This window comes from Stenotrophomonas sp. MH181796, assembly GCF_009659995.1.
Taxonomy (GTDB): Bacteria; Pseudomonadota; Gammaproteobacteria; order Xanthomonadales; family Xanthomonadaceae; genus Stenotrophomonas; species Stenotrophomonas riyadhensis.
This window is the reverse complement of sequence record NZ_RAHU01000001.1, coordinates 765,338-784,298: the sequence shown is the minus strand read 5'-3', so window position 1 is coordinate 784,298 and position 18,961 is coordinate 765,338. Positions and strand designations below refer to the sequence as shown.

Sequence of the window (18,961 nt, the reverse complement as noted above, 5' to 3'; positions counted from 1 at the left end):
GCAACCGGATCAATCAGGCCGCGCGTGCCAGTCCACCCTTCGCTGCCGCCGTGGTCGACAGATCGAACACATCCACCGCGTCGATCAACCGGTTCGCCTGTTGTTCCAGGCTGCGTGCGGCGGCACTGGCCTCCTCCACCAGCGCGGCGTTCTGCTGGGTGGTGCCATCCATCTGGATCACGGTCTGGCTGACCTGCTCGATACCTGCGCTCTGCTCCTGCGAGGCCGCCGAAATCTCGGCCATGATGTCGGTCACCCGCTGCACCGACGCCACGATCTCGGCCATGGTGTCACCGGCCTCGCGCACCCGCTGTGCGCCGTGGCCGACCTGTTCCACCGAGGTCTCGATCAGCGACTTGATCTCCTTCGCCGCAGCGGCCGAACGCTGTGCCAGTGTGCGCACTTCGCTGGCGACCACCGCGAAGCCGCGGCCCTGTTCACCGGCGCGCGCCGCTTCCACCGCGGCATTCAGCGCCAGGATGTTGGTCTGGAACGCGATGCCATCGATCACGCTGATGATCTCGGCGATCTGCCGCGACGAGGTTTCGATCGCGCCCATCGTTGCCACCACCTGGCCGACCACGTTGCCGCCGTGCGAGGCGACGTTGTGCGCGCCGATCGCCAGCTGGTTGGCCTGGCGGGCGTGCTCGGCATTCTGGCGCACGGTGGAGGTCAGTTCCTCCATCGATGCAGCGGTTTCTTCCAGGTTGGCGGCCTGCTGTTCGGTGCGGCGCGACAGATCATTGTTGCCGGCGGCGATCTCCGCCGCAGCCGTGTGGATGTTGCCGGAGGCGTGCTTGATGTCGGTGACGATGGTGGCCAGCTGCGCGGCAGTGGTGTTGGCATCGCCGGCGATGCGTGCGAACACACCCTGGAAATCACCGTGCATGCGCGCGCCAAGGCGGCCATCGGCGATCGCACGCAGCATGCTGGAGACCTCGCCCAGGTTCAGTTCAGTGGCCTGCATCAGGCGGTTCAGGCCATCGACCATCGCGCGGAAATCATGCTCGAAACGTGCGCTGTCGCCGCGCTGGCTGAAGTCACCGGCGGCGGCCGCTTCGGCCAGGCGGCGGATCTCGCCATTGATGGTGCCCAGATTGGCCTTGGCGGTATCCAGTGCTTCGGTGATCACCGCCTTCTCGCCCGGCAGCCGCTCCATGTCCTGGCTGAGGTCGCCGATGGCGTAGCGCCCCATGATCGCGATCGCGCGCATCTTGACCTGGATATGCGCGTCGACCAGTGCGTTGCTGTCGGCCACCATTTCGCCGAACGCGCCCGGGAAGGCACGGGCATCCATGCGGTGGCTGATGGTGCCGGCGTCATGCGCCTGTGCCATCGCCGCCTGCGCCTCCAGCACGCCACGCAGCGTCGACTGCACCGCCTGCATGGCCTGCGCGAGGCGACCGATCTCGTCGCGGCTGCGCACCTGCACAACGTGCTGCAGATCACCGGCAGCCACTGCACGCGCAGCGGCTTCCACCGCCAGCACCGGCTGCACCACGGCACGCCGCAGCCACCAGGCCAGCCCGATCAACAGCAGCACGGCAGCCAGCACGGTCAACGCCGCGCACAGCAGCAGGGTCTGCCGCGCCTGGTGCGAACGGGCCGCCAGCGCCGCCTCGGCCACCTGCGTGGCATGCGTGCTCAGTGCATCCAGTGCCGCCGCCACCGGGCGATCCTTGCCGCGCACGAGATTGTCGCCAGCGGCGGGATCGTAGCCGGCCTCGGCGAAGGCCTGCAGCGCTGCGTGGTAGTCCTGCTGCAACTGCGCGTGCAGGCCGATGAACGCCTGCGCCAGTTCACGCGTGTGCGCGTCCGGGCTCGTCACCAGGCCCTTGGCCAGCTGTTCGACCAGACGGCCCTCGCTGTCGAACGCGTCCAGGTGGCGTTGGCGCAACGCGTCGTCGTGGCCGCGCAGCAGCACGTTCTTCCATTCCTGCACCTGGCCGCGGAACTCGCGCTGCAGGCGTTCGGCATCGCGGCTGTGCGCGACTTCGGGTGGAACCTCGGTGGACAACTTCAACCAGGCGGAGGCCAGGCCGGCCAGAGCGCACAGCAGGACCACGGCCAGACCAACAGAAACCGCGCCGAGCAGCTTGGACTGCAGGCGCGGAGCACGGACAGACGCATTCATGGGGAAGAACTCTCGGGAAGGGGCACTGCGGTATCGACCCGCTGCGCACGCGCTGAAGTGCGACGCGCATCACATTCGTGTTTCGTTTAGCGATGTGAAGAAACTATTTCATAGGACAGATGTGTCCATATGGAACGAAAGCAGACCCTCGACAGGCGAATTAAATGTAACTATTGTTGTTACATGAAATCCGCGAACCCGCTTTCCGACGCCCTGCACGTGATGGCGCATCTGGTCGGGCATGCCCAGCCGCGCACCTCCGAACAGCTGGCGTCATGCCTGCCGACCCATCCGGTGGTGATCCGCCGCCTGCTGGCGCAACTGCACAAGGCCGGCCTGGTGCGCAGCACCCGTGGTCACGGCGGCGGCAGCCTGCTGGCCCGCGATGCCGCAGCGATCACCCTGCATGACATCTACCTGGCGGTGGGCGCACCGCCGCTGGTGCAGGTCGGTGCCCGCGATTCCGGCGGTGGCTGCCCGATCCAGCAACTGGTCAACAGCGCCCTGCTGGAGGGCGCACGTGAAGCACAGCGGCTGCTCGAGGCGCGGCTGCAGGCAACCACGCTGGACCAGCTCGGCGCCGACTTCGCCCGCCATCTCGCCCATCACCGTTCCCTGGAAGGTCACCATGAATCCTGATGTGCTCATCGTCGGCGGCAGCTATGCCGGCATCGCCGCCGGCCTGATCCTGGCCCGTGCCCGCCGCCCGGTCACCGTCATCGACGCAGGTTTGCCGCGCAACCGTTTCGCCAGCCATTCGCACGGTGTGCTGGGACTGGACGGCATCAGCGGTGCCGAGCTGCTGAAGACCGCACGCCAGCAGTTGCTGGGCTATCCCACGGTACGCTGGGTGCACGCCGAAGCAGAGCACGCCCGTACCACCGCCGAAGGCGTGGAAGTGCATACCGCCGATGGCCAGGTGCTGGCCGCGCGCAAGCTGTTGCTGGCCAGCGGTATCGTCGACCAGCTGCCGGCGCTGCCCGGACTGGCCGAGCGTTGGGGCAGCACCGTGCTGCACTGCCCCTACTGCCACGGCTATGAAGTCGGTGGTGGCGCCATCGGCCTGCTCGGTGGCCATCCGATGTCGGCCAGCAAAGCGCCGCTGTTCGCCGACTGGGGCAATGTCACGTTCTTCAGCATGGGTCTGGAGATCACCGATGAGGAACGCGCCGCCATGCAGCAGCGTGGCGTGCACATCGAGACGTCACCCGTGCTGGGTGTGCAGGGCGACCAGCCGACCTGGCTGGAAGTGGAGCTGGCCGATGGCCGCCGCATCGCCCAGCGTGCGCTGTTCGTACCGGCCACCCAGGCGATGGCCACGCCGCTGGTGCAGCAGCTGGGGTGCACATTGGTCGAGAGCCCGCTGGGGGTGCTGATCGAGGTCGACATGATGAAGCAGACCTCGGTGCCGAGCGTGTATGCCGCAGGCGATGCGACCACGGTCGGCAACATCACCCTGGCCACCGCCGAGGGCGTGCGCGCGGGGATCGGCGTGCATCATGCGCTGGTGGCCGAAGACAGCGTGCCGCGCTGAATGTGCCGGGGTCAGATCCCTTTCGCAGAAAGGGATCTGACCCCCGACGCGACGTGTTGCTCTGGTAGAGGCCGGCCGTGGCCGGCACCGTTCCATCATCCCTTCACGCACAGCACCTGGCGCAGGGTGTGCACCACGTCCACCAGGTCGAGCTGCGCCGCCATCACGTCGTCGATCGACTTGTACGCGGCCGGTGACTCGTCCAGCACGCCGCTGTCCTTGCGGCATTCCACGTGCGCGGTTGCTTCGCGATGCTGGGCCAGCGTGATCTGCTGGCGCGCAGTGCCACGGCTCATCACCCGGCCGGCACCGTGGCTGCAGCTGTGGAAGCTGTCCGCGTTGCCCTTGCCACGCACGATGTAGCTGCGCGTGCCCATGCTGCCGGGAATGATGCCCAGCTCGCCCTCGCGCGCGCTGACCGCGCCCTTGCGCGTCACCAGCAGTTCCTGGCCGTGGTGCGTCTCCTTCTGCACGTAGTTGTGGTGGCAGTTCACCGCCATCGCTGCCAGCTGGAACTTCGGCAGCCGGTGGCGCATCTCGGCCAGCACCCGCGACATCATTGCCTCGCGGTTCTGCCGGGCATAGTCCTGCGCCCACGACACCGCCTCGACGTAGTCATCGAACAGCGGCTCGCCCTCCATGAAGAACGCCAGGTCCTTGTCTGGCAGATGGAAGCCGAGCACGCGCCGGGCCAGTTCCTCGCGCGCCTTCTCGATGAAGTAGGTGCCGATCAGGTTGCCGGTGCCGCGTGATCCGCTGTGCAGCATCACCCACACCGTGTCCGTCTCGTCCAGGCACAGTTCGATGAAGTGGTTGCCGCCGCCCAGCGTACCCAGCTGGCGGTCGAGCTTGTCGGTGCGGATCCTGCGGTGCTTGTCCTTGATCTTCTCCAGACCGGCGGCCAGCCCGGACTGCACCAGCCGCGTGTGGATGCTGTCGGGCATGCGGTGGTGCTCGCCGCCGCGCCCGTTGCCGACCGGGATGCCGCGCTCGATGCTGTTGCGCAGCTGCCGCAGGTCATCGGGCAGGTCGTTGGCACGCAGCGTGGTGCGCACGGCGGCCATGCCGCAGCCGATATCGACACCGACCGCGGCCGGGATGATCGCACCGCGGGTCGGGATCACCGAGCCCACGGTCGCGCCCTTGCCCAGGTGCACGTCCGGCATCACGGCCACCCACGGCCCGACGAACGGGATCGCGGCGATGTTGCGCAGCTGCTCATGCGCCTGCGCTTCCAGCGGCACACCGTTGACCCAGCCCTTGATCGGCGTGGTGCCCTCGGCGTGCAGCCATTGATAGTTCTGTTGAGTGTCCATGTCTTTGTGTTTGTCCTTGATGGGCCGGCGGCGCGTCCCTGCGCCGCCGCGACCCCCTACCTGATCGTCACCAACTGCTTCAGCACGCCCTCCAGGCCGCCGAACACGGTGAGCTTGTCGATCTTCTCGGTGACCTTCTCCAGCGCCTCCAGCTCCTTCAAGCGCATCAGCACCGGGTTGTCCTCGATCAGCTTTGCGGTGTTGAGCTGCGAACGCGTGGCGTTGGCCTCCTCGCGACGGCGGATCACGCTGGCCTGGGCCTGCTTCTCGGCCAGCACCACACCGTTGAGGATCTCCTTCATCTCACCCGGCAGGATCACGTCCTTGATGCCCACGCCGAGCAGCCGCACGCCGTGGCCCTCGATCGCCGCCTGCACATGGGCGGCGATCTCGCCGTCCAGTGCGGCCTTGTCGCCCAGCAGCTCGTCCAGGCTGCGCGCGGCAATCGCCTGGCGCAGGCCGAACTGCAGCTGCCGGTAGACGAACTCGTCGGCATTGCTGAGCGTGCGGTGTGCACGCACCGGGTCGACCACCTGCACGGTCGCAGCCAGGTTCACCCGCAGGGTCACCTTGTCGCGGCTGAGCAGTTCCTGGCCGGACACGTCCAGCGAACGGGCACGCAGCTCCACACGCTCCACCGATACGTTGCCGTTGAAGTTCCAGAACGCGTGCAGGCCGGCGTCCAGCGTCTGCCGCAGCGTGCCATCGATGAACAGCAGGCCGACCGACTCGCTCGGCACGGTGCTGATCACTGCCACACGCGGCAGCACGCCCAACTGGCCCAGGCGCTGCTGCACGTCCGCCGGAACGCGCGGCTCGTCACCCAGCGCCATCACGCGCACCTGGGTGTCGACCGAACCCCGCCAGTACAGACGGCGGCTGCCCGGCGGCAGGACTTCATCGATGCGGCCGTTGCGCAGCAACAGGCCGACCTCGATGGCACCGACGTTGGCCAGCACGAAGTGCGTGTCCAGCGTCGCGCCCAGTGCCTCGATCAGGCTGTCCTGGTCGCTGCCGGTGTAGGCCGCGCCCTTGGATGCGGTGTGGATGTCCACGTGCGGTCGGCCGCCGAACAGCGACAGGCGGTGCACGCCCGGCAGCAGGATCTGCTGGAAGCGACGGTTGCGATACACCAGGCCGCGCTCGCCGTCGCCGATCACGACCTTGATGGTCCAGAACATGGGAGTCTCTCCTTGTATGGCTCTGGTGGTTCGACCCGATGGGAATGAATCGCCATGACCCGGGTCGATCAGGTCGTGGCACAGCCAGCTGCACACCACGTGCAGGCGGCGGAAGAGGGCGGCCATCGGCGGACGGTCCGCGCGCGGAGCCTTCGGTGCACCGGCTCTGCTGCCGTCGTCGTTCCCGGCAGGCGGCACCGGTGCGGAACGTGGCTGGCAGTAGCGGCGGGCCGGGGCCCGGCGTGCGGTCCGTTGCCTTCCACGTTCCTGCCCGAAGGCGATGTCCGTGGACGGCGACGATGGCCGCTGGGGCTTGCGCCCCGGGTGTTGCTTCAAGTCATGACGTGAGAGGTCATGTGGTTGGAGTGGGAGTCGAACCCACGACAGACGGAATCAGGATCCGTTGCTCTGACCAAGCTGAGCTATCCAGTTGGGGATCGCGCGGAATCGAACCGCGTACCGGCGAACCGGCGCCTGCTTCCAGCAGGCGATCCAGGCGATGGCATGTCCGCGACCTCCGGCATACGCCACGGCAACGCCGCGCGCACCAGCCCGTGGTGGAAACGGGACCGTTGGAGAATCGAGGGTGCAGGCCACCGACATTATCGCGAGCGATAATGTTTGGGTGCGATGCAGATAATGTCCAGGTGTCGCCAATCGCGCGAAGTAAATCCTTCGGCGGGGCGGGAAAAACCTGGGTCAGTGAGCGGCGGGTTGCCGCGCGGTGTGCAGTTCTGGCATCGCGGGTCCTTGTGCCGACGCAAACGAAAACGCCCCCGGGACTTGCGTTCCGAGGGCGTCGTCAAGCCTCGGAGATCGGGGTGGCCGATCTCCGCAGGGCGGGTATCAGGCCGTTGTCAGCTGGACTTCCTTGCCGAACGCGCGCGCCAGCACGTCCATGCGCAGGCATGGCAGCAGTTTGGCGATGGCGACGGAATGCGCGTTCAAGGGAAGTTTCCAGTGGTTGTTGAAACGAGGTGCGCACGATAAACCACGATTTACTCGTGCGCAACCATTTTTTTCAATTATTTTCTTCGGCATTGTGCGATGCCGGCCAGCGGCCGGCACTACACCTCAGCCTTCTTTGCTGGCGGCATCGAGTTGCGCGACATCCTGCACGCTCAGCGACACGTTCGCCGCCGCGAGCAGATCGTGCAGCTGCTCGACGCTGGTGGCGCTGACGATCGGCGCGGTGATCGACGGCCGTGCGATCTGCCACGCCAGTGCGATCTGCGCGGCACTGGCGCTGTGCTTGCTGGCCACGTCATCCAGCGCCTGCAGGATGCGCAGGCCACGCGGATTCAGATAGCGCTTCACCACGTTCTCGCCACGTGCCGGGCTCTTGGCCGCATCGGCCGGCGTGCGGTACTTGCCGCTGAGGAAGCCGCTGGCCAGGGCGTAGTAGCCGATCACGCCGATCTGTTCGCGCTGCACCAGCGGTTCCAGCTCCTTCTCGTAGCCGGCGCGGTCGTACAGGTTGTACTCGGGCTGCAGGGTTTCGTAACGCGGCAGCTTGTAGTCGGTGGATACCTTCAGCGCATCGGCCAGGCGCGTGGCGCTGTAGTTGGACGCACCGATCGCACGCACCTTGCCGGCTTCGATCAGGCGCCCGAACGCGGCCAGCGTCGCTTCCAGCGGCGTGGATTCATCGTCTTCATGGGCCTGGTACAGATCGATGACATCGGTCTGCAGGCGGCGCAGCGAATCTTCCACCGCGGCATTGATGTTGTCCGGGGTCAGGCCGGGGCGCTCGGCCCACTTGGCCACCTTGGTTGCCAGCACCACCTTGTCGCGCTTGCCGCTGCGGGCGAACCACTTGCCGATCAGCGTTTCCGATTCGCCACCGGCATTGCCCGGCACCCAGGCCGAATACACATCGGCGGTGTCGACCAGGTTGAAGCCGGCGTCGACGAAGGCATCGAGCAGGGCGAAGCTGGCCTTCTCATCGGCGCTCCAGCCGAACACGTTGCCACCGAAGGCGAGCGGACGTACATGCAGGCCGGAACGGCCCAGTTCGCGGGTTGCCGTCATGGGCACGGACTCCTTGAGGGAAGTGCTCCAGAATAAAACGCGTTGTGTGACCGTGCTGCGGCGGTGACCACAAAACAGTGTTCCGCGATACGCACGCAGCTAACGTTTTGTGAACACCTGGGACGCCGCGGCTGCTAGTCTCGCCGCATCTTCCGCTGGAGTCGCTCCGATGATGCCTGCTTCGTCCCTGCGTGGTTGCCGCCTGCTGCTTGCTTCGGCCCTGCTTGCCGCTGTTCCCGCGTTCGCCGCACCGGCCACGGTGGCACCGGCGAAGATCCAGGTCTCACCGGCCATCGATGCGGCGGTGAAGGCGTCGACCCGTGATGCCAACAACGTCAAGCGCGATGGCTTCCGTCATCCGGCGCAGACGCTGTCGTTCTTCAAGGTGACGCCGGAAAAGACCGTCATCGAGATCACCCCCGGCAACGGCTGGTACTCGGAAATCCTGGCGCCGCTGCTGCATGACAAGGGCCATTACATTGCTGCCGTGGTCGATCCAATGGCGGTTGCCGAAGGGCGCGGCCGTGACTACCAGCAGCGCAGCCGCGACAGCCTGGAAAAGAAGTACGCCGGTGCGCCGGCACAGTTCGGCAAGACCGCCGTGGTGGCCTACGATCCGGCCAAGCCGGTGTTCGGCCCGGCCAGTTCAGCCGACGTGGTGCTGACCTTCCGCAACGTGCACAACTGGCGCAAGGCCGGCCAGGCACAGGGCATGTTCCAGGGCTTCTTCAACGTGCTCAAGCCGGGCGGCGTGCTGGGCGTGGTCGAGCACCGCGCCAAGGCCGACGTGGCCGACGACGATGACACCGGCTATGTCGGCCAGCAGCAGGTGATTGCGATGGCCGAGGCCGCCGGCTTCAAGCTGGACGCGCGCAGCGAGGTCAACGCCAACCCGCGCGACACCAAGGACCACCCGAACGGCGTGTGGACGCTGCCGCCGACCAACCAGCACGACAAGGCCGATGATGCGAAGTACCAGGGGATCGGCGAAAGCGACCGCATGACCCTGCGCTTCATCAAGCCGTAAGGCGGTAGCGCCGGGCTGGTGCATGTTGACGCTGTAGAGCCGAGCCCATGCTCGGCTGCTGTTGCGTTCCGCCGCGCTGTGCGCGATGAGCCGAGCATGGGCTCGGCTCTACAGCCGAGTGGCGCGTGGCGCGGCGTGGGACACTATCCCACCCGCCGCCCGTCGTGCCCGCAATGCTGATCGCCTTCAACAAGCCCTTCAACGTGCTCTGCCAGTTCACCGACCGCAGCGTGCCGCCGCGGCCGACCCTGGCCGGGTTCGGCCTGCCGCCGCGCGTGTATGCCGCCGGTCGCCTGGACCATGACAGCGAGGGCCTGCTGCTGCTGACGGATAACGGCACGCTGGCGCACAAGCTGACCGACCCGAAGCACAAGGCCGACAAGACCTACTGGGTGCAGGTGGAAGGCATGCCCAGCGACGAACAGCTGCAGCAGCTGCGCGAAGGCGTGGTGCTCAATGATGGGCCGACCCTGCCGGCGAAGATCGAGCGCCTCGATCCGGCGCCGTCGCTGTGGACACGCGATCCGCCGGTGCGCTTCCGCAAGACCGTGCCCGATGCCTGGCTGGCGATCACGATCCGCGAGGGCCGCAACCGCCAGGTGCGGCGGATGACCGCGGCGGTGAACCTGCCGACGCTGCGGCTGGTGCGGGTGTCGATGGGGCCGTACCGGCTGGATGACCTGCAGCCTGGGCAGTGGCGGCAGATCGGTTGATACGGAAAGGGCCGGACGCCTTGCGGCGTCCGACCCTCATGCCGTGCCTTGGGGTCAGAGCCCTTCCTGTGGAAGGGATCCGACCCTGGATCGGGGTCAGACCCCTTCCGCAGAAAGGGCTCTGACCCGGGCAGACTCACGCATCGCTGCCGATATCGCTGTGCTCGTCCACCACGGTGTCGTTGCGGCGGTCGCGTGCGCTGATGCGCTGCGCCTGCCCGTTCACCACGTGGCCATTGGTGGCCTTCTTCTTCTGCTGCTTGCGGTACAGCGCATAGCCGAGCAGGCCGACACCCACCGCGGCAGCGGCCACGGCCACCGCCGGATTGCGGCGCACGAACTTGGTGGCGGCCTTGCCGCCGGTCTTCACTGCGCCGATGGCGGCGCCGGTCTTGATCCAGTCCGCATTGCGCAGGCTGCCACCGGCGCTCTTCAGGCCATCGCCGGCGGTGTGGGCCAGCTCCAGGGCGCGCTCCAGAGCGCGGTCGGTGATTACGGTCAGCTTGCTCATGCGGGGGTCCTTTGCCTCGGGTCGAAGTCCAGTGTCGCGTGTTGCCCGTAAACGGTATGTCAGCCGGGGTGGCACGTGGTGTGACTTTACCGCAGCCATTCAGGATCAGGCAGGGTGGCGTCGGATCCCTTTCCCTTGGGAAAGGGCTCTGACCCCAACCGCCACGCCCGGGGTCAGGGCCCTTTGCGTTGCAAAGGGATCCGCCCCCCGCCCTCAGGTGCCACGCGGCTTGGCCCGATGCGTGGCCGTCGCTGTCCACGGATCATCCGGCCACGGATGCCGCGGGTAACGGCCCTTCATTTCCTTTTTCACTTCCGCGTAGGTGTTTTCCCAGAAGTTGCGCAGGTCCTGGGTGACCTGCAGCGGGCGGCCACCGGGCGAGAGCAGGTGCAGGGTGAGCGGCACGCGGCCGTCGGCGATGCGCGGCGTGTCGGCCAGGCCGAACAGTTCCTGCAGTTTCACCGCCAGCACCGGGGGCAGCGGTTCGCCGCTCTCGCTGTCCAGCGCGTAGGTGATCGGCCGCTCCAGCCCGGAGGGCACGGTGATGCGGGTCGGTGCATGACGCTCGACCAGCTGACGCTGTGACCACTCCAGGGGCGACTTCAGCGCTTCGCCGAAACTGGCCTCGTCCAGCGCATCCAGGCGGCTCTTGCCGGCGAACGCGGGCTGCAGCCATTGCGCACGCGTGGCCAGCAGGGCGTCGTCGCTGCAGTCGGGCAGGTCCAGCTCCGGCATCCAGCGCCGCAGCGATTCCACCCGTGCCTGCCACTGGCGCAGGCCTTCGGTCCACGGCAGCGCCTGCAGGCCGAGCTCGGCCACCGCGTCGGTCAGGGCCTGTGCGGCGTGCTGCGGATCGACCCGGCCGGCCGAGCGGCTGTCCAGCACGATGCGGTCGAAACGGGTCTCGCGCAGTGCCACCAGGGCGCGACGCTCGCTGTCCCAGCGCACCACGTCCTCGGTGACGAACCGCTCCGGCCACGCCTTGCGCAGTTGGCCCTCGTCCACCGGTGCGGCACGCAGCAGCAGCGCGTCGCGCGCCTCGAAGCGCAGTTCACTGGCTACCAGCCACGGTTCGCCACGCAGGTCGCTCAGCTCGTGCAGCCGTGCGCTGCGACCATTGGCCAGCAGGTAGCGCAGCGGATCGCTGGGGTGCTGGACACCGATGCGGTCGGGGAACGCACGTGCGAGCAGATCCCCCAATTCGTGCGCCTCGATGCTGGCCGGCGGCGTGGCCTCGCAGCGCAGGCGACGTCGCCATTGTTTGGCGGCGGCATCGATCGCGGCCAGGCCGCTGCGGTTGGCGTCGCCCGGTGCGCGGCCACTGCGGAATGCCGCCAGCGCACGCCAACGCGCGGCCAGCGCATCACCGCCCTGGCGCAACGGATCACGCGCGTCCAGCAGGGCGGCCAGGTCGGCAGCCAGCGCCTGCCCCCGTCCATCGGGCGCGGCCAGCAGCATCGCCGCCATCCGCGGATGCGTGCCCAGCGCCAGCACACGGCGGCCAAGTGCGGTGATCGCACCGCTGCTGGACAGCGCGCCGAGCCGCTGCAGCAGTTCGCGTGCCGCGCCCATCGGGCCGGCCGGTGGCGGATCGAGGAAGCGCAGGTCGCTGCTGCCCCAGGCCGCCAGTTCCAGCGCCAGTCCGGCCAGCTCGACCTGATCGATTTCGGCGCGGCGCTGCGGCTCCAGTCGCTGCGACTGCGGCCACAGCCGCCAGGCCACGCCTTCGGCGACGCGACCGGCACGGCCCGCGCGCTGGTCGGCCGACGCCTGCGCGATGGCCACCACGTCCAACCGGGTGAAGCCGCTGTTGGGGTCGTAGCGCGGTTCGCGCGCCTGGCCGCTGTCGATCACCACGCGCACGCCGGGCAGCGTCACCGAGGACTCGGCCACGTTGGTGGCCAGCACCACGCGCCGACGACCATCGCTGGCCGCCTGCAGCACCCGCGCCTGTTGTTCCACCGGCAGTTCACCGTGCAGCGCCAGCACTTCGACGCCGGCATCCAGTGATTCCTGCAGGCCAGCCTGCACCCGCGCGATCTCGCGCTGGCCGGGCAGGAACACCAGCAGGTCACCGGGGTGTTCGGCCAGGGCCTGCTGCACCGCGCGGCGCACCTGCAGCTCCAGCGCCTCATCGCGGCGCGCCGGGAAATGGCTGATCGCCACCGGGTAGCTGCGGCCTTCGCTGCTCAGCCGCGGCGCATCCAGGAAACGGGCCAGGCGCTCACCATCCAGCGTCGCCGACATCACCACCAGGCGCAGGTCATCGCGCAGCTGTGCCTGCACGTCCAACGCCAGCGCCAGGCCCAGATCGCCACTGAGGTGGCGCTCGTGGAACTCGTCGAACAGGATCGCGCCGACCGCTTCCAGCATCGGGTCGTCCTGCAGCATGCGGGTCAGGATGCCTTCGGTGACGACTTCAATGCGGGTGCGTGCCGAAACCTTGTTCTCGAAGCGGATGCGGTAGCCGACCGTGCCGCCCACCTCTTCGCCCAGCTGCCGCGCCATGAACAGCGCGGCGCTGCGTGCGGCGACCCGGCGCGGTTCCAGTAGGATGATCTTCAGCCCCTGCAGCCACGGTGCATCGAGCAGCGCCAGCGGGACCTGGGTGGTCTTGCCGGCGCCGGGCGGCGCCTCCAGCACCAGCCGCGGCTGCGCGGCCAGATGCTGCTGGATCTGTGGCAGCAGCGGGGAAATCGGGAAGAGCGGGGCGTTCATGTGCAAAGGATAAGGGGCCACGGCGGCCGCAGGTACAATGCGCGGGCACTTTTCCCCCGCGATGACCATGCACCTGATCGATATCGGCGCCAACCTGACCCACGACTCCTTCGACCGTGACCGCGATGCCGTGCTTGAACGCGCACGGCAGGCCGGCGTGGTGCAGATGGTCATCACCGGTGCCAGCCGAGAGCACTCGCCACTGGCTGTGCAGCTGGCGCAGCAGCACCCGGGCTTCCTGTACGCCACCGCTGGCGTGCACCCGCATCACGCGGTGGAGTACACCGAGGAATGCGACGCCGAGATGCGCGTGCTGCATGCCCACCCGGAAGTGGTGGCGGTGGGTGAGTGCGGGCTGGACTACTTCCGTGACTTCTCGCCGCGCCCGGCCCAGCACCGCGCGTTCGAGCGCCAGCTGCAGCTGGCCGCAGACAACGGCAAGCCGCTGTTCCTGCACCAGCGCGACGCGCATGCCGATTTCATGGCACAGATGAAGAACTTCGAAGGCCGTATCGGCCCGGCGGTGGTGCATTGCTTCACCGGCGAGCGTGACGAGCTGTTTGATTACCTGGACCAGGACTGGTACATCGGCATCACCGGCTGGCTGTGCGACGAACGCCGTGGCGCGCACCTGCGCGAGCTGGTGAAGAACATCCCGGCCAACCGCCTGATGATCGAGACCGACGCGCCGTACCTGCTGCCGCGCACGCTGAGACCGATGCCGAAGGACCGCCGCAACGAACCGATGTTCCTCTCGCACATCGTGGAAGAACTGGCGCGTGACCGTGGCGAGGACGTGGCGGTGACCGCCGCGAATGCAACTGCCGCGACGCGTACGTTCTTCCGCCTGCCCGACGCGGGTTGATCAGGTAGTGCCGGCCGCTGGCCGGCAGCAGCATGAACGCCGCAAAAATCGCGCGATTGCCGGCCAGCGGCCGGCACTACCGGAGCAGGTCGCGCAGGCCCTCACGGTAGCTTGGGAAGCGCGGCTGCCACCCAAGCGCTTCACGCGTGCCACGACTGTCGATGCGCTTGCTGCTCTCGTAGAAGCGCCGCAGCGTTGGGCTCAGCACCGGGTCGTCCCAGGCCACGGCAGGCGGCATCGCAAACCCGCCCAGCTGCGCGGCGAAGGCCAGTACCTGCTGCGGCGGTGCCGGCTCGTCGTCGGCCGGCAGATACAGCCCATCCACGCACGGCCGCTGCATCGATGCGATAACGACCGTTGCCAGGTCATCCACGTGCAGTCGGTTGAATACCAGCCCAGGACGTACCACGTGGCGCGCACGTCCCTGCGCCAGCTGCAGCAGGGCATTGCGTCCGGGACCGTACAGGCCGGGCAGACGGAACACCGCCGACGCGACGCCACGTTCTTCCGCAAGCGCACGCCACTGCGCTTCGGCCCGCAGGCGCTGCACGCCGGCTGCTTCTGTGGCATCGGCTGCGCTGCGCTCGTCGACCCAGCCGCCGGCCCGATCGGCATAGACCGACGTGGATGACAGATAGCCCACCCAGTGAAGTGCTGGACTTTCCTGCAGTGCCGGCAGCAGCAGACGCAGTGCCGGGTCACCCTCGGCATCGGGCGGCACGCTGCACAGCACGGCCTCGGCCTGCGCGATCTCACCGAGCAGAGCGGGCGATGGCGTGGCGTCGGCACGTAGCTGATGGCGCAGCAGGCCATCGTGCGGTGCTGATGCCAGGTCGCGCACCGTGCCGGCCACGTGTACGCCCAACGCTCGCAGATGCGTGGCCAGCACGCACCCGCTCCAGCCCATGCCGAGGATCAACACCCGCGCGGGCAGGGCGTTGGCCTTCGTCGTATCGCTCACGCGCCGCGCAGTGCCTGGTAGGCCTGCAGGCTGCTGTAGGCGACCTGCAGCAGCAGAGCTTCCTGGTCGGCCTTGCGCGCGCGCGCCAGCATGTCGCCGACGATCTGTTCTGCCTCCACCTGCTGGCCGGCTTCCAGATCGCGCAGCATCGACGCCTTCAGTGCCGAGCCGGCCTGGGTCAGGGTGCCGCGTGCGGTGTCCTGCGCGGCATCAGGAATCGGTTCACCGGCAGCCTCGGCCACGGCCAGGCACTCGTCGTACAGGCCACGCACGAGCGCCTCGCCATCATCGGTGGCGACGATGCTGCCGATATCCGCGCGCAGCAGGCAGGTCGCGGCGGCCAGCGCGGTCAGGAAGGTGTACTTGATCCACTGTTCCTGGCCGATGTGCTCGCTGGCCAGGTGATCGAGGTTGGCCTGCGCGCAGGCGGCGGCGAAGGCACGCATGCGTTCGGAGATGGCACCGCCGTCGCGCTCGCCGAAGGTGAGCTTGGCCGGCTTGCCCAAGTGCAGCACGGCGCCGTCGGGGGCCTTGGTGGCACTGATGAAGCACAGGCCGCCGAGCACAGCGTCGCGGCCGAAGCGCAGGTCCAGCGCGTTGTAGTGATGCAGGCCGTTGAGGACCGGCAGCACGGTGGTGTTCGCGCCCACGGCCGGAGCGATGGCGTCGATCGAGCTGTCGAGGTCGTAGGCCTTGCAGCTGAGGATGACCAGGTCGAACGGCGTCTGCGCGGCCAATGCGGGTAGCGCATCGGCGGTGACGTGCTGCACCGGGAAGCTGGCATCGCCGAGTGGGCTGCGGATGACCAGACCATCGCGGTCCAGCTGGGCGGCGCGTGCGGGGCGCACGAGGAAGGTCACGTCTACGCCGGCCTGGGCCAGGCGACCACCGAAGTAACCGCCGGTACCGCCGGCGCCGAGGATCAGGATGCGCATTGCACGTTCACCGTTTTCTGGGGAATCAGACCTGCGATTGTGCCGGAGATTGCAGGCAAAAAAAGAGCCGAGCATGGGCTCGGCTCTACAGGTAATGCCTTGTCCGCGCAGGGCGCGGATCTACCGTGTCGACCAAGGTCGACACCCACCAACAGCAGCGGAGAACGCCGTCCCGGCAGGTTGCAGGAATTTGTCGAAGGCGGGGTGGATCCGATTGCGGGAGTGTCCGCGGCATGGATGCCGCGGCCAAGCCCCCAGGGATGGGTTTACGGCGTCTCCCGCAACCGGACCCACCCCGCCATCCCAAGGATAGTCAGCTTTTGCCGTTGAAGTTGACGTTGATTCGGCGGGTGCAGGGCCGCAGGCCCTGCAGGCACCCCTCAGCTGCGCATGCCCACGCCACGGCGCAGCAGCCACAGCGCCAGCGCCGTCAGCGCCACCACGAAGCCGAGCATCAACCCGTAGGCCACCGGCAGCGGCACGTCACTGCTGCCCAGCAGGCCATAGCGGAATGCATTGACCATGTAGAAGATCGGGTTCGCGTGCGTGGCCGCTTCCGCCCAGCCCGGCAGCAGCTTCACCGAATAGAACACGCCACCCAGGTAGGTCAGCGGGGTCAGGATGAAGGTCGGCACGATCGCCACGTCATCGAACTTCTTCGCATACACCGCGTTGATGAAACCGGCCAGCGAGAAGATCGTCGCACCCAGGATCACCGTGGTCAGCATCACCAGCGGGTGCGGAATGCGCACCGGGGTGAAGAACATCGCGATGATCAGCACGATCACGCCCACCATCAGCCCGCGCAGCACCGCACCGGCCACGTAGCCCCACAGGATCACCCAGTTCGGCATCGGGCTGACCAGCAGCTCTTCCACGTGGCGGCCGAATTTGGCACCGAAGAACGAGGAGCTGATGTTGCCGTAACTGTTCTGGATCACGCTCATCATCACCAGGCCCGGCACGATGAACTGCATGTAGGTGTAGCCGCCCATGTCCCCCACGCGCGACCCGATCAGGTTGCCGAAGATCAGGAAGTACAGGGTCATGGTGATCGCCGGCGGCACCAGGGTCTGGCCCCAGATGCGCATGATGCGGGCGACTTCGCGGCGCACGATGGTCATCAGTGCGATGCGGTTGCGCTGGCCGTCGGTCAGCTCGGTGGTGCTCATGCAGGCTTCTCCAGGTTGCCGGTGAGGCGCACGAACAGCTCCTCCAGGCGGTTGCTCTTGGTACGCATCGATCGCACGCGGATACCGGACTCGTTGAGCGTGGCAAACACGCGGTTGAGGTCCATTGCGCGCGGCATGTCGATGTCCAGCGTGTGCGGGTCCGGTGCGGTCAGCGTCGCGCCCTCGATCACCGGCAGCTGCGCCGGCAGGTCACCGTCGATGTCCAGCAGGAAGCCTTCCACGTCCAGCTTGGCCAGCAGGGTGCGCATCGGCCCCTGCTCGACGATCTGGCCATGGTTGATGATCGCCAGGTGGCGGCACAGGTACTCGGCTTCTTCCAGGTAGTGCGTGGTGAGGATGATCGTGGTGCCGGCGGCGTTGATCTCCTTCAGCACGCGCCACATGTCGCGGCGGATCTCGATGTCCACGCCGGCGGTCGGCTCGTCCAGGATCAGCAGGCGCGGGCGGGTCATCATCGCACGGGCGATCATCAGCCGGCGCTTCATGCCGCCGGACAGCGTACGGCTCATCACCTGTGCCTTTTCCCACAGGTGCGCCCGCTTCAGTTCCTCTTCGGCACGCTGCTCGGCTTCCTCGCGCGGCACGCCATAGAAACCGGCGTAGTTCACCAGGATGTCGAAGGGCTTTTCGAACAGGTTGAAGTTGATCTCCTGCGGCACCAGCCCGATCAGGCGCATGGTGGCGCTGCGGTTGCGCACCAGGTCGCTGCCGAACACTTCCACCTGGCCCTCGCTGAGGTTGACCAGGGAGCTGATGATGCCGATCAGGGTGGACTTGCCGGCACCGTTGGGGCCGAGCAGGGCGAAGAAGTCGCCCGGGGCCACTTCCAGGGAAACCCCCTTCAGGGCTTGGGTGCCGTTGTCATAGGTCTTGCGCAGGTCGCGCACGCGCAGGGCGGGCGCCGTATCGTTCTGGGATGCCAAGCTCGAAGCCTTCGCGCCCATGGGCTGGCGCTGGAGAGGGGCGGGGAGGGGCTATTATAGAAGACCCCGAGGGCTTGCCCCGGCTACACACTGTCCCGAAAAGTCGTGCCTGTTCAATTCCCCCTCAAGCTGGTCGGTTGCCGCATGCTGGCCCCGACCGTCGGCCACTACCAGTTCGTGCGTGACGATGGGCAGCCGCTGGATTTCCAGCCCGGTCAGTTCATCCAGGTCCATTTCAGCTACGCCGACGGCACCGAAACCAAGCGCAGCTACTCGCTGGCGACCATCCACGACCACGCGTTGGGCCCGGGCGAAGCGGTGGATATCGCGGTCAGTTTCGTGCCCGGTGGCGCCGCTACGGCGCTGTTCGAGGCGCTGGAGCAGGGCGGCCAGATCAGTGCGTCCGGCCCCTACGGCCGGTTCTGCCTGAACCCCGGCGATCACAACGCCCGTTACCTGCTGATCGCCACCGGTACCGGCGTTACCCCGTACCGCTCGATGCTGCCGCTGCTGGAAAAGGCCATGGCCGAACGCGGCGTGCAGATCGTGCTGCTGCAGGGCGCGCGCAGCCCGGGTGAGCTGCTGTACAGCGAAGACTTCTACAGCTTCGCCGAAAAGCACCCGAACTTCCGCTATGTTCCGTGCCTGTCGCGCGAACTGCCGGCCGAACCACACCCGGACGTGCAGCACGGTTACGTGCAGCAGGCGCTGGCCGGATTCACCCCGGACCCGGCCACCGACATCGCCTACCTGTGCGGCAACCCGGACATGGTCGATGCCTGTGCCGAACTGCTGAAGGCCGCCGGTCTGGGCAATCCGCAGATCCGCCGCGAGAAGTACGTCAGCAGCAAGTAAACCAGGGTAGTGCCGGCCGCTGGCCGGCAACCGCATGGACCCTGGTAGTGCCGGCCGCTCGCCG

The 18,961-nt window shown here is 67.5% G+C and carries 16 protein-coding genes and 1 tRNA gene; 6 read left to right on the top strand and 11 right to left on the bottom strand.

Translation table 11 applies throughout. The features are described 5' to 3' along the window. Positions 1 to 13 precede the first annotated feature (13 nt). Entirely contained in the window at positions 14 to 2,134 is a 2,121-nt protein-coding gene (locus tag D5301_RS03585) for a methyl-accepting chemotaxis protein (protein ID WP_153854799.1), read from the bottom strand. Positions 2,135 to 2,317: 183 nt separating this feature from the next. Between D5301_RS03585 and D5301_RS03580 the strand changes: the two genes are divergently transcribed. Together D5301_RS03580 and D5301_RS03575 are read left to right on the top strand one after the other, a co-directional pair. After that, positions 2,318 to 2,773: an Rrf2 family transcriptional regulator gene (locus D5301_RS03580; protein WP_153854798.1), complete on the top strand. Its 456-nt coding sequence runs from the start codon at positions 2,318 to 2,320 to the stop codon at positions 2,771 to 2,773. Beyond that, complete coding sequence (locus D5301_RS03575) at positions 2,763 to 3,668, top strand: NAD(P)/FAD-dependent oxidoreductase (RefSeq protein WP_153854797.1); 906 nt, start codon at positions 2,763 to 2,765, stop codon at positions 3,666 to 3,668. The genes D5301_RS03580 and D5301_RS03575 overlap by 11 nt, the downstream gene beginning before the upstream one ends. Before the next feature lie 95 nt (positions 3,669 to 3,763). On the opposite strand, the gene D5301_RS03570 is transcribed toward D5301_RS03575, so the two are convergent. The 4 genes from D5301_RS03570 to D5301_RS03555 form a co-directional block, all read right to left on the bottom strand. Further along, the gene (locus tag D5301_RS03570) at positions 3,764 to 4,984 is read right to left on the bottom strand and encodes an RtcB family protein (RefSeq protein WP_110714095.1); all 1,221 of its coding nucleotides are present in this window, start codon (positions 4,982 to 4,984) and stop codon (positions 3,764 to 3,766) included. Between the two features lie 56 nt (positions 4,985 to 5,040). Next, positions 5,041 to 6,165 carry a slipin family protein gene (locus tag D5301_RS03565; RefSeq protein WP_110714094.1) on the bottom strand — a complete coding sequence of 375 codons (1,125 nt, stop codon included), beginning with the start codon at positions 6,163 to 6,165 and terminating at the stop codon, positions 5,041 to 5,043. A 357-nt stretch (positions 6,166 to 6,522) separates the two neighbouring features. After that, a tRNA-Gln gene (locus tag D5301_RS03560) sits at positions 6,523 to 6,594 on the bottom strand. 645 nt (positions 6,595 to 7,239) lie between these two features. Further along, a complete protein-coding gene (locus D5301_RS03555; RefSeq protein WP_049447040.1) occupies positions 7,240 to 8,196 on the bottom strand; it encodes an aldo/keto reductase in 957 nt (318 codons plus the stop codon). 169 nt (positions 8,197 to 8,365) lie between these two features. Here D5301_RS03555 and D5301_RS03550 point away from each other — a divergent pair, with 169 nt between their 5' ends. Together D5301_RS03550 and D5301_RS03545 are read left to right on the top strand one after the other, a co-directional pair. Beyond that, positions 8,366 to 9,223, top strand: coding sequence for a class I SAM-dependent methyltransferase (locus tag D5301_RS03550; RefSeq protein WP_153854796.1), 858 nt, complete (start codon positions 8,366 to 8,368; stop codon positions 9,221 to 9,223). Between the two features lie 173 nt (positions 9,224 to 9,396). Continuing rightward, positions 9,397 to 9,936 carry a pseudouridine synthase gene (locus tag D5301_RS03545; protein WP_153854795.1) on the top strand — a complete coding sequence of 180 codons (540 nt, stop codon included), beginning with the start codon at positions 9,397 to 9,399 and terminating at the stop codon, positions 9,934 to 9,936. A 136-nt stretch (positions 9,937 to 10,072) separates the two neighbouring features. On the opposite strand, the gene D5301_RS03540 is transcribed toward D5301_RS03545, so the two are convergent. Next, a complete protein-coding gene (locus tag D5301_RS03540; protein ID WP_153854794.1) occupies positions 10,073 to 10,447 on the bottom strand; it encodes a hypothetical protein in 375 nt (124 codons plus the stop codon). Positions 10,448 to 10,660: 213 nt separating this feature from the next. Then, the gene (gene hrpB / locus D5301_RS03535) at positions 10,661 to 13,165 is read right to left on the bottom strand and encodes an ATP-dependent helicase HrpB (protein WP_153854793.1); all 2,505 of its coding nucleotides are present in this window, start codon (positions 13,163 to 13,165) and stop codon (positions 10,661 to 10,663) included. Positions 13,166 to 13,232: 67 nt separating this feature from the next. Here hrpB and D5301_RS03530 point away from each other — a divergent pair, with 67 nt between their 5' ends. Continuing rightward, positions 13,233 to 14,030, top strand: coding sequence for a TatD family hydrolase (locus tag D5301_RS03530; RefSeq protein WP_153854792.1), 798 nt, complete (start codon positions 13,233 to 13,235; stop codon positions 14,028 to 14,030). Positions 14,031 to 14,106: 76 nt separating this feature from the next. On the opposite strand, the gene D5301_RS03525 is transcribed toward D5301_RS03530, so the two are convergent. From D5301_RS03525 to D5301_RS03510, 4 genes are all read right to left on the bottom strand, one after another. Next, on the bottom strand, positions 14,107 to 14,991 hold the full coding sequence (locus tag D5301_RS03525) for an epimerase (protein ID WP_110714089.1): 885 nt from the start codon (positions 14,989 to 14,991) through the stop codon (positions 14,107 to 14,109). Continuing rightward, the gene (gene panE / locus D5301_RS03520; protein WP_153854791.1) at positions 14,988 to 15,926 is read right to left on the bottom strand and encodes a 2-dehydropantoate 2-reductase; all 939 of its coding nucleotides are present in this window, start codon (positions 15,924 to 15,926) and stop codon (positions 14,988 to 14,990) included. The genes D5301_RS03525 and panE overlap by 4 nt, the downstream gene beginning before the upstream one ends. A gap of 380 nt (positions 15,927 to 16,306) precedes the next feature. Next, on the bottom strand, positions 16,307 to 17,098 hold the full coding sequence (locus tag D5301_RS03515; RefSeq protein ID WP_088027914.1) for an ABC transporter permease: 792 nt from the start codon (positions 17,096 to 17,098) through the stop codon (positions 16,307 to 16,309). Next, positions 17,095 to 18,063 (bottom strand): ABC transporter ATP-binding protein, encoded by a 969-nt coding sequence (locus D5301_RS03510; RefSeq protein ID WP_049400895.1) that lies wholly within the window; start codon positions 18,061 to 18,063, stop codon positions 17,095 to 17,097. The genes D5301_RS03515 and D5301_RS03510 overlap by 4 nt, the downstream gene beginning before the upstream one ends. A gap of 84 nt (positions 18,064 to 18,147) precedes the next feature. On the opposite strand from D5301_RS03510, the gene D5301_RS03505 reads away from it, so the two are divergent. After that, entirely contained in the window at positions 18,148 to 18,897 is a 750-nt protein-coding gene (locus D5301_RS03505; RefSeq protein ID WP_029379813.1) for a ferredoxin--NADP reductase, read from the top strand. The last annotated feature ends 64 nt before the right edge of the window (positions 18,898 to 18,961 follow it).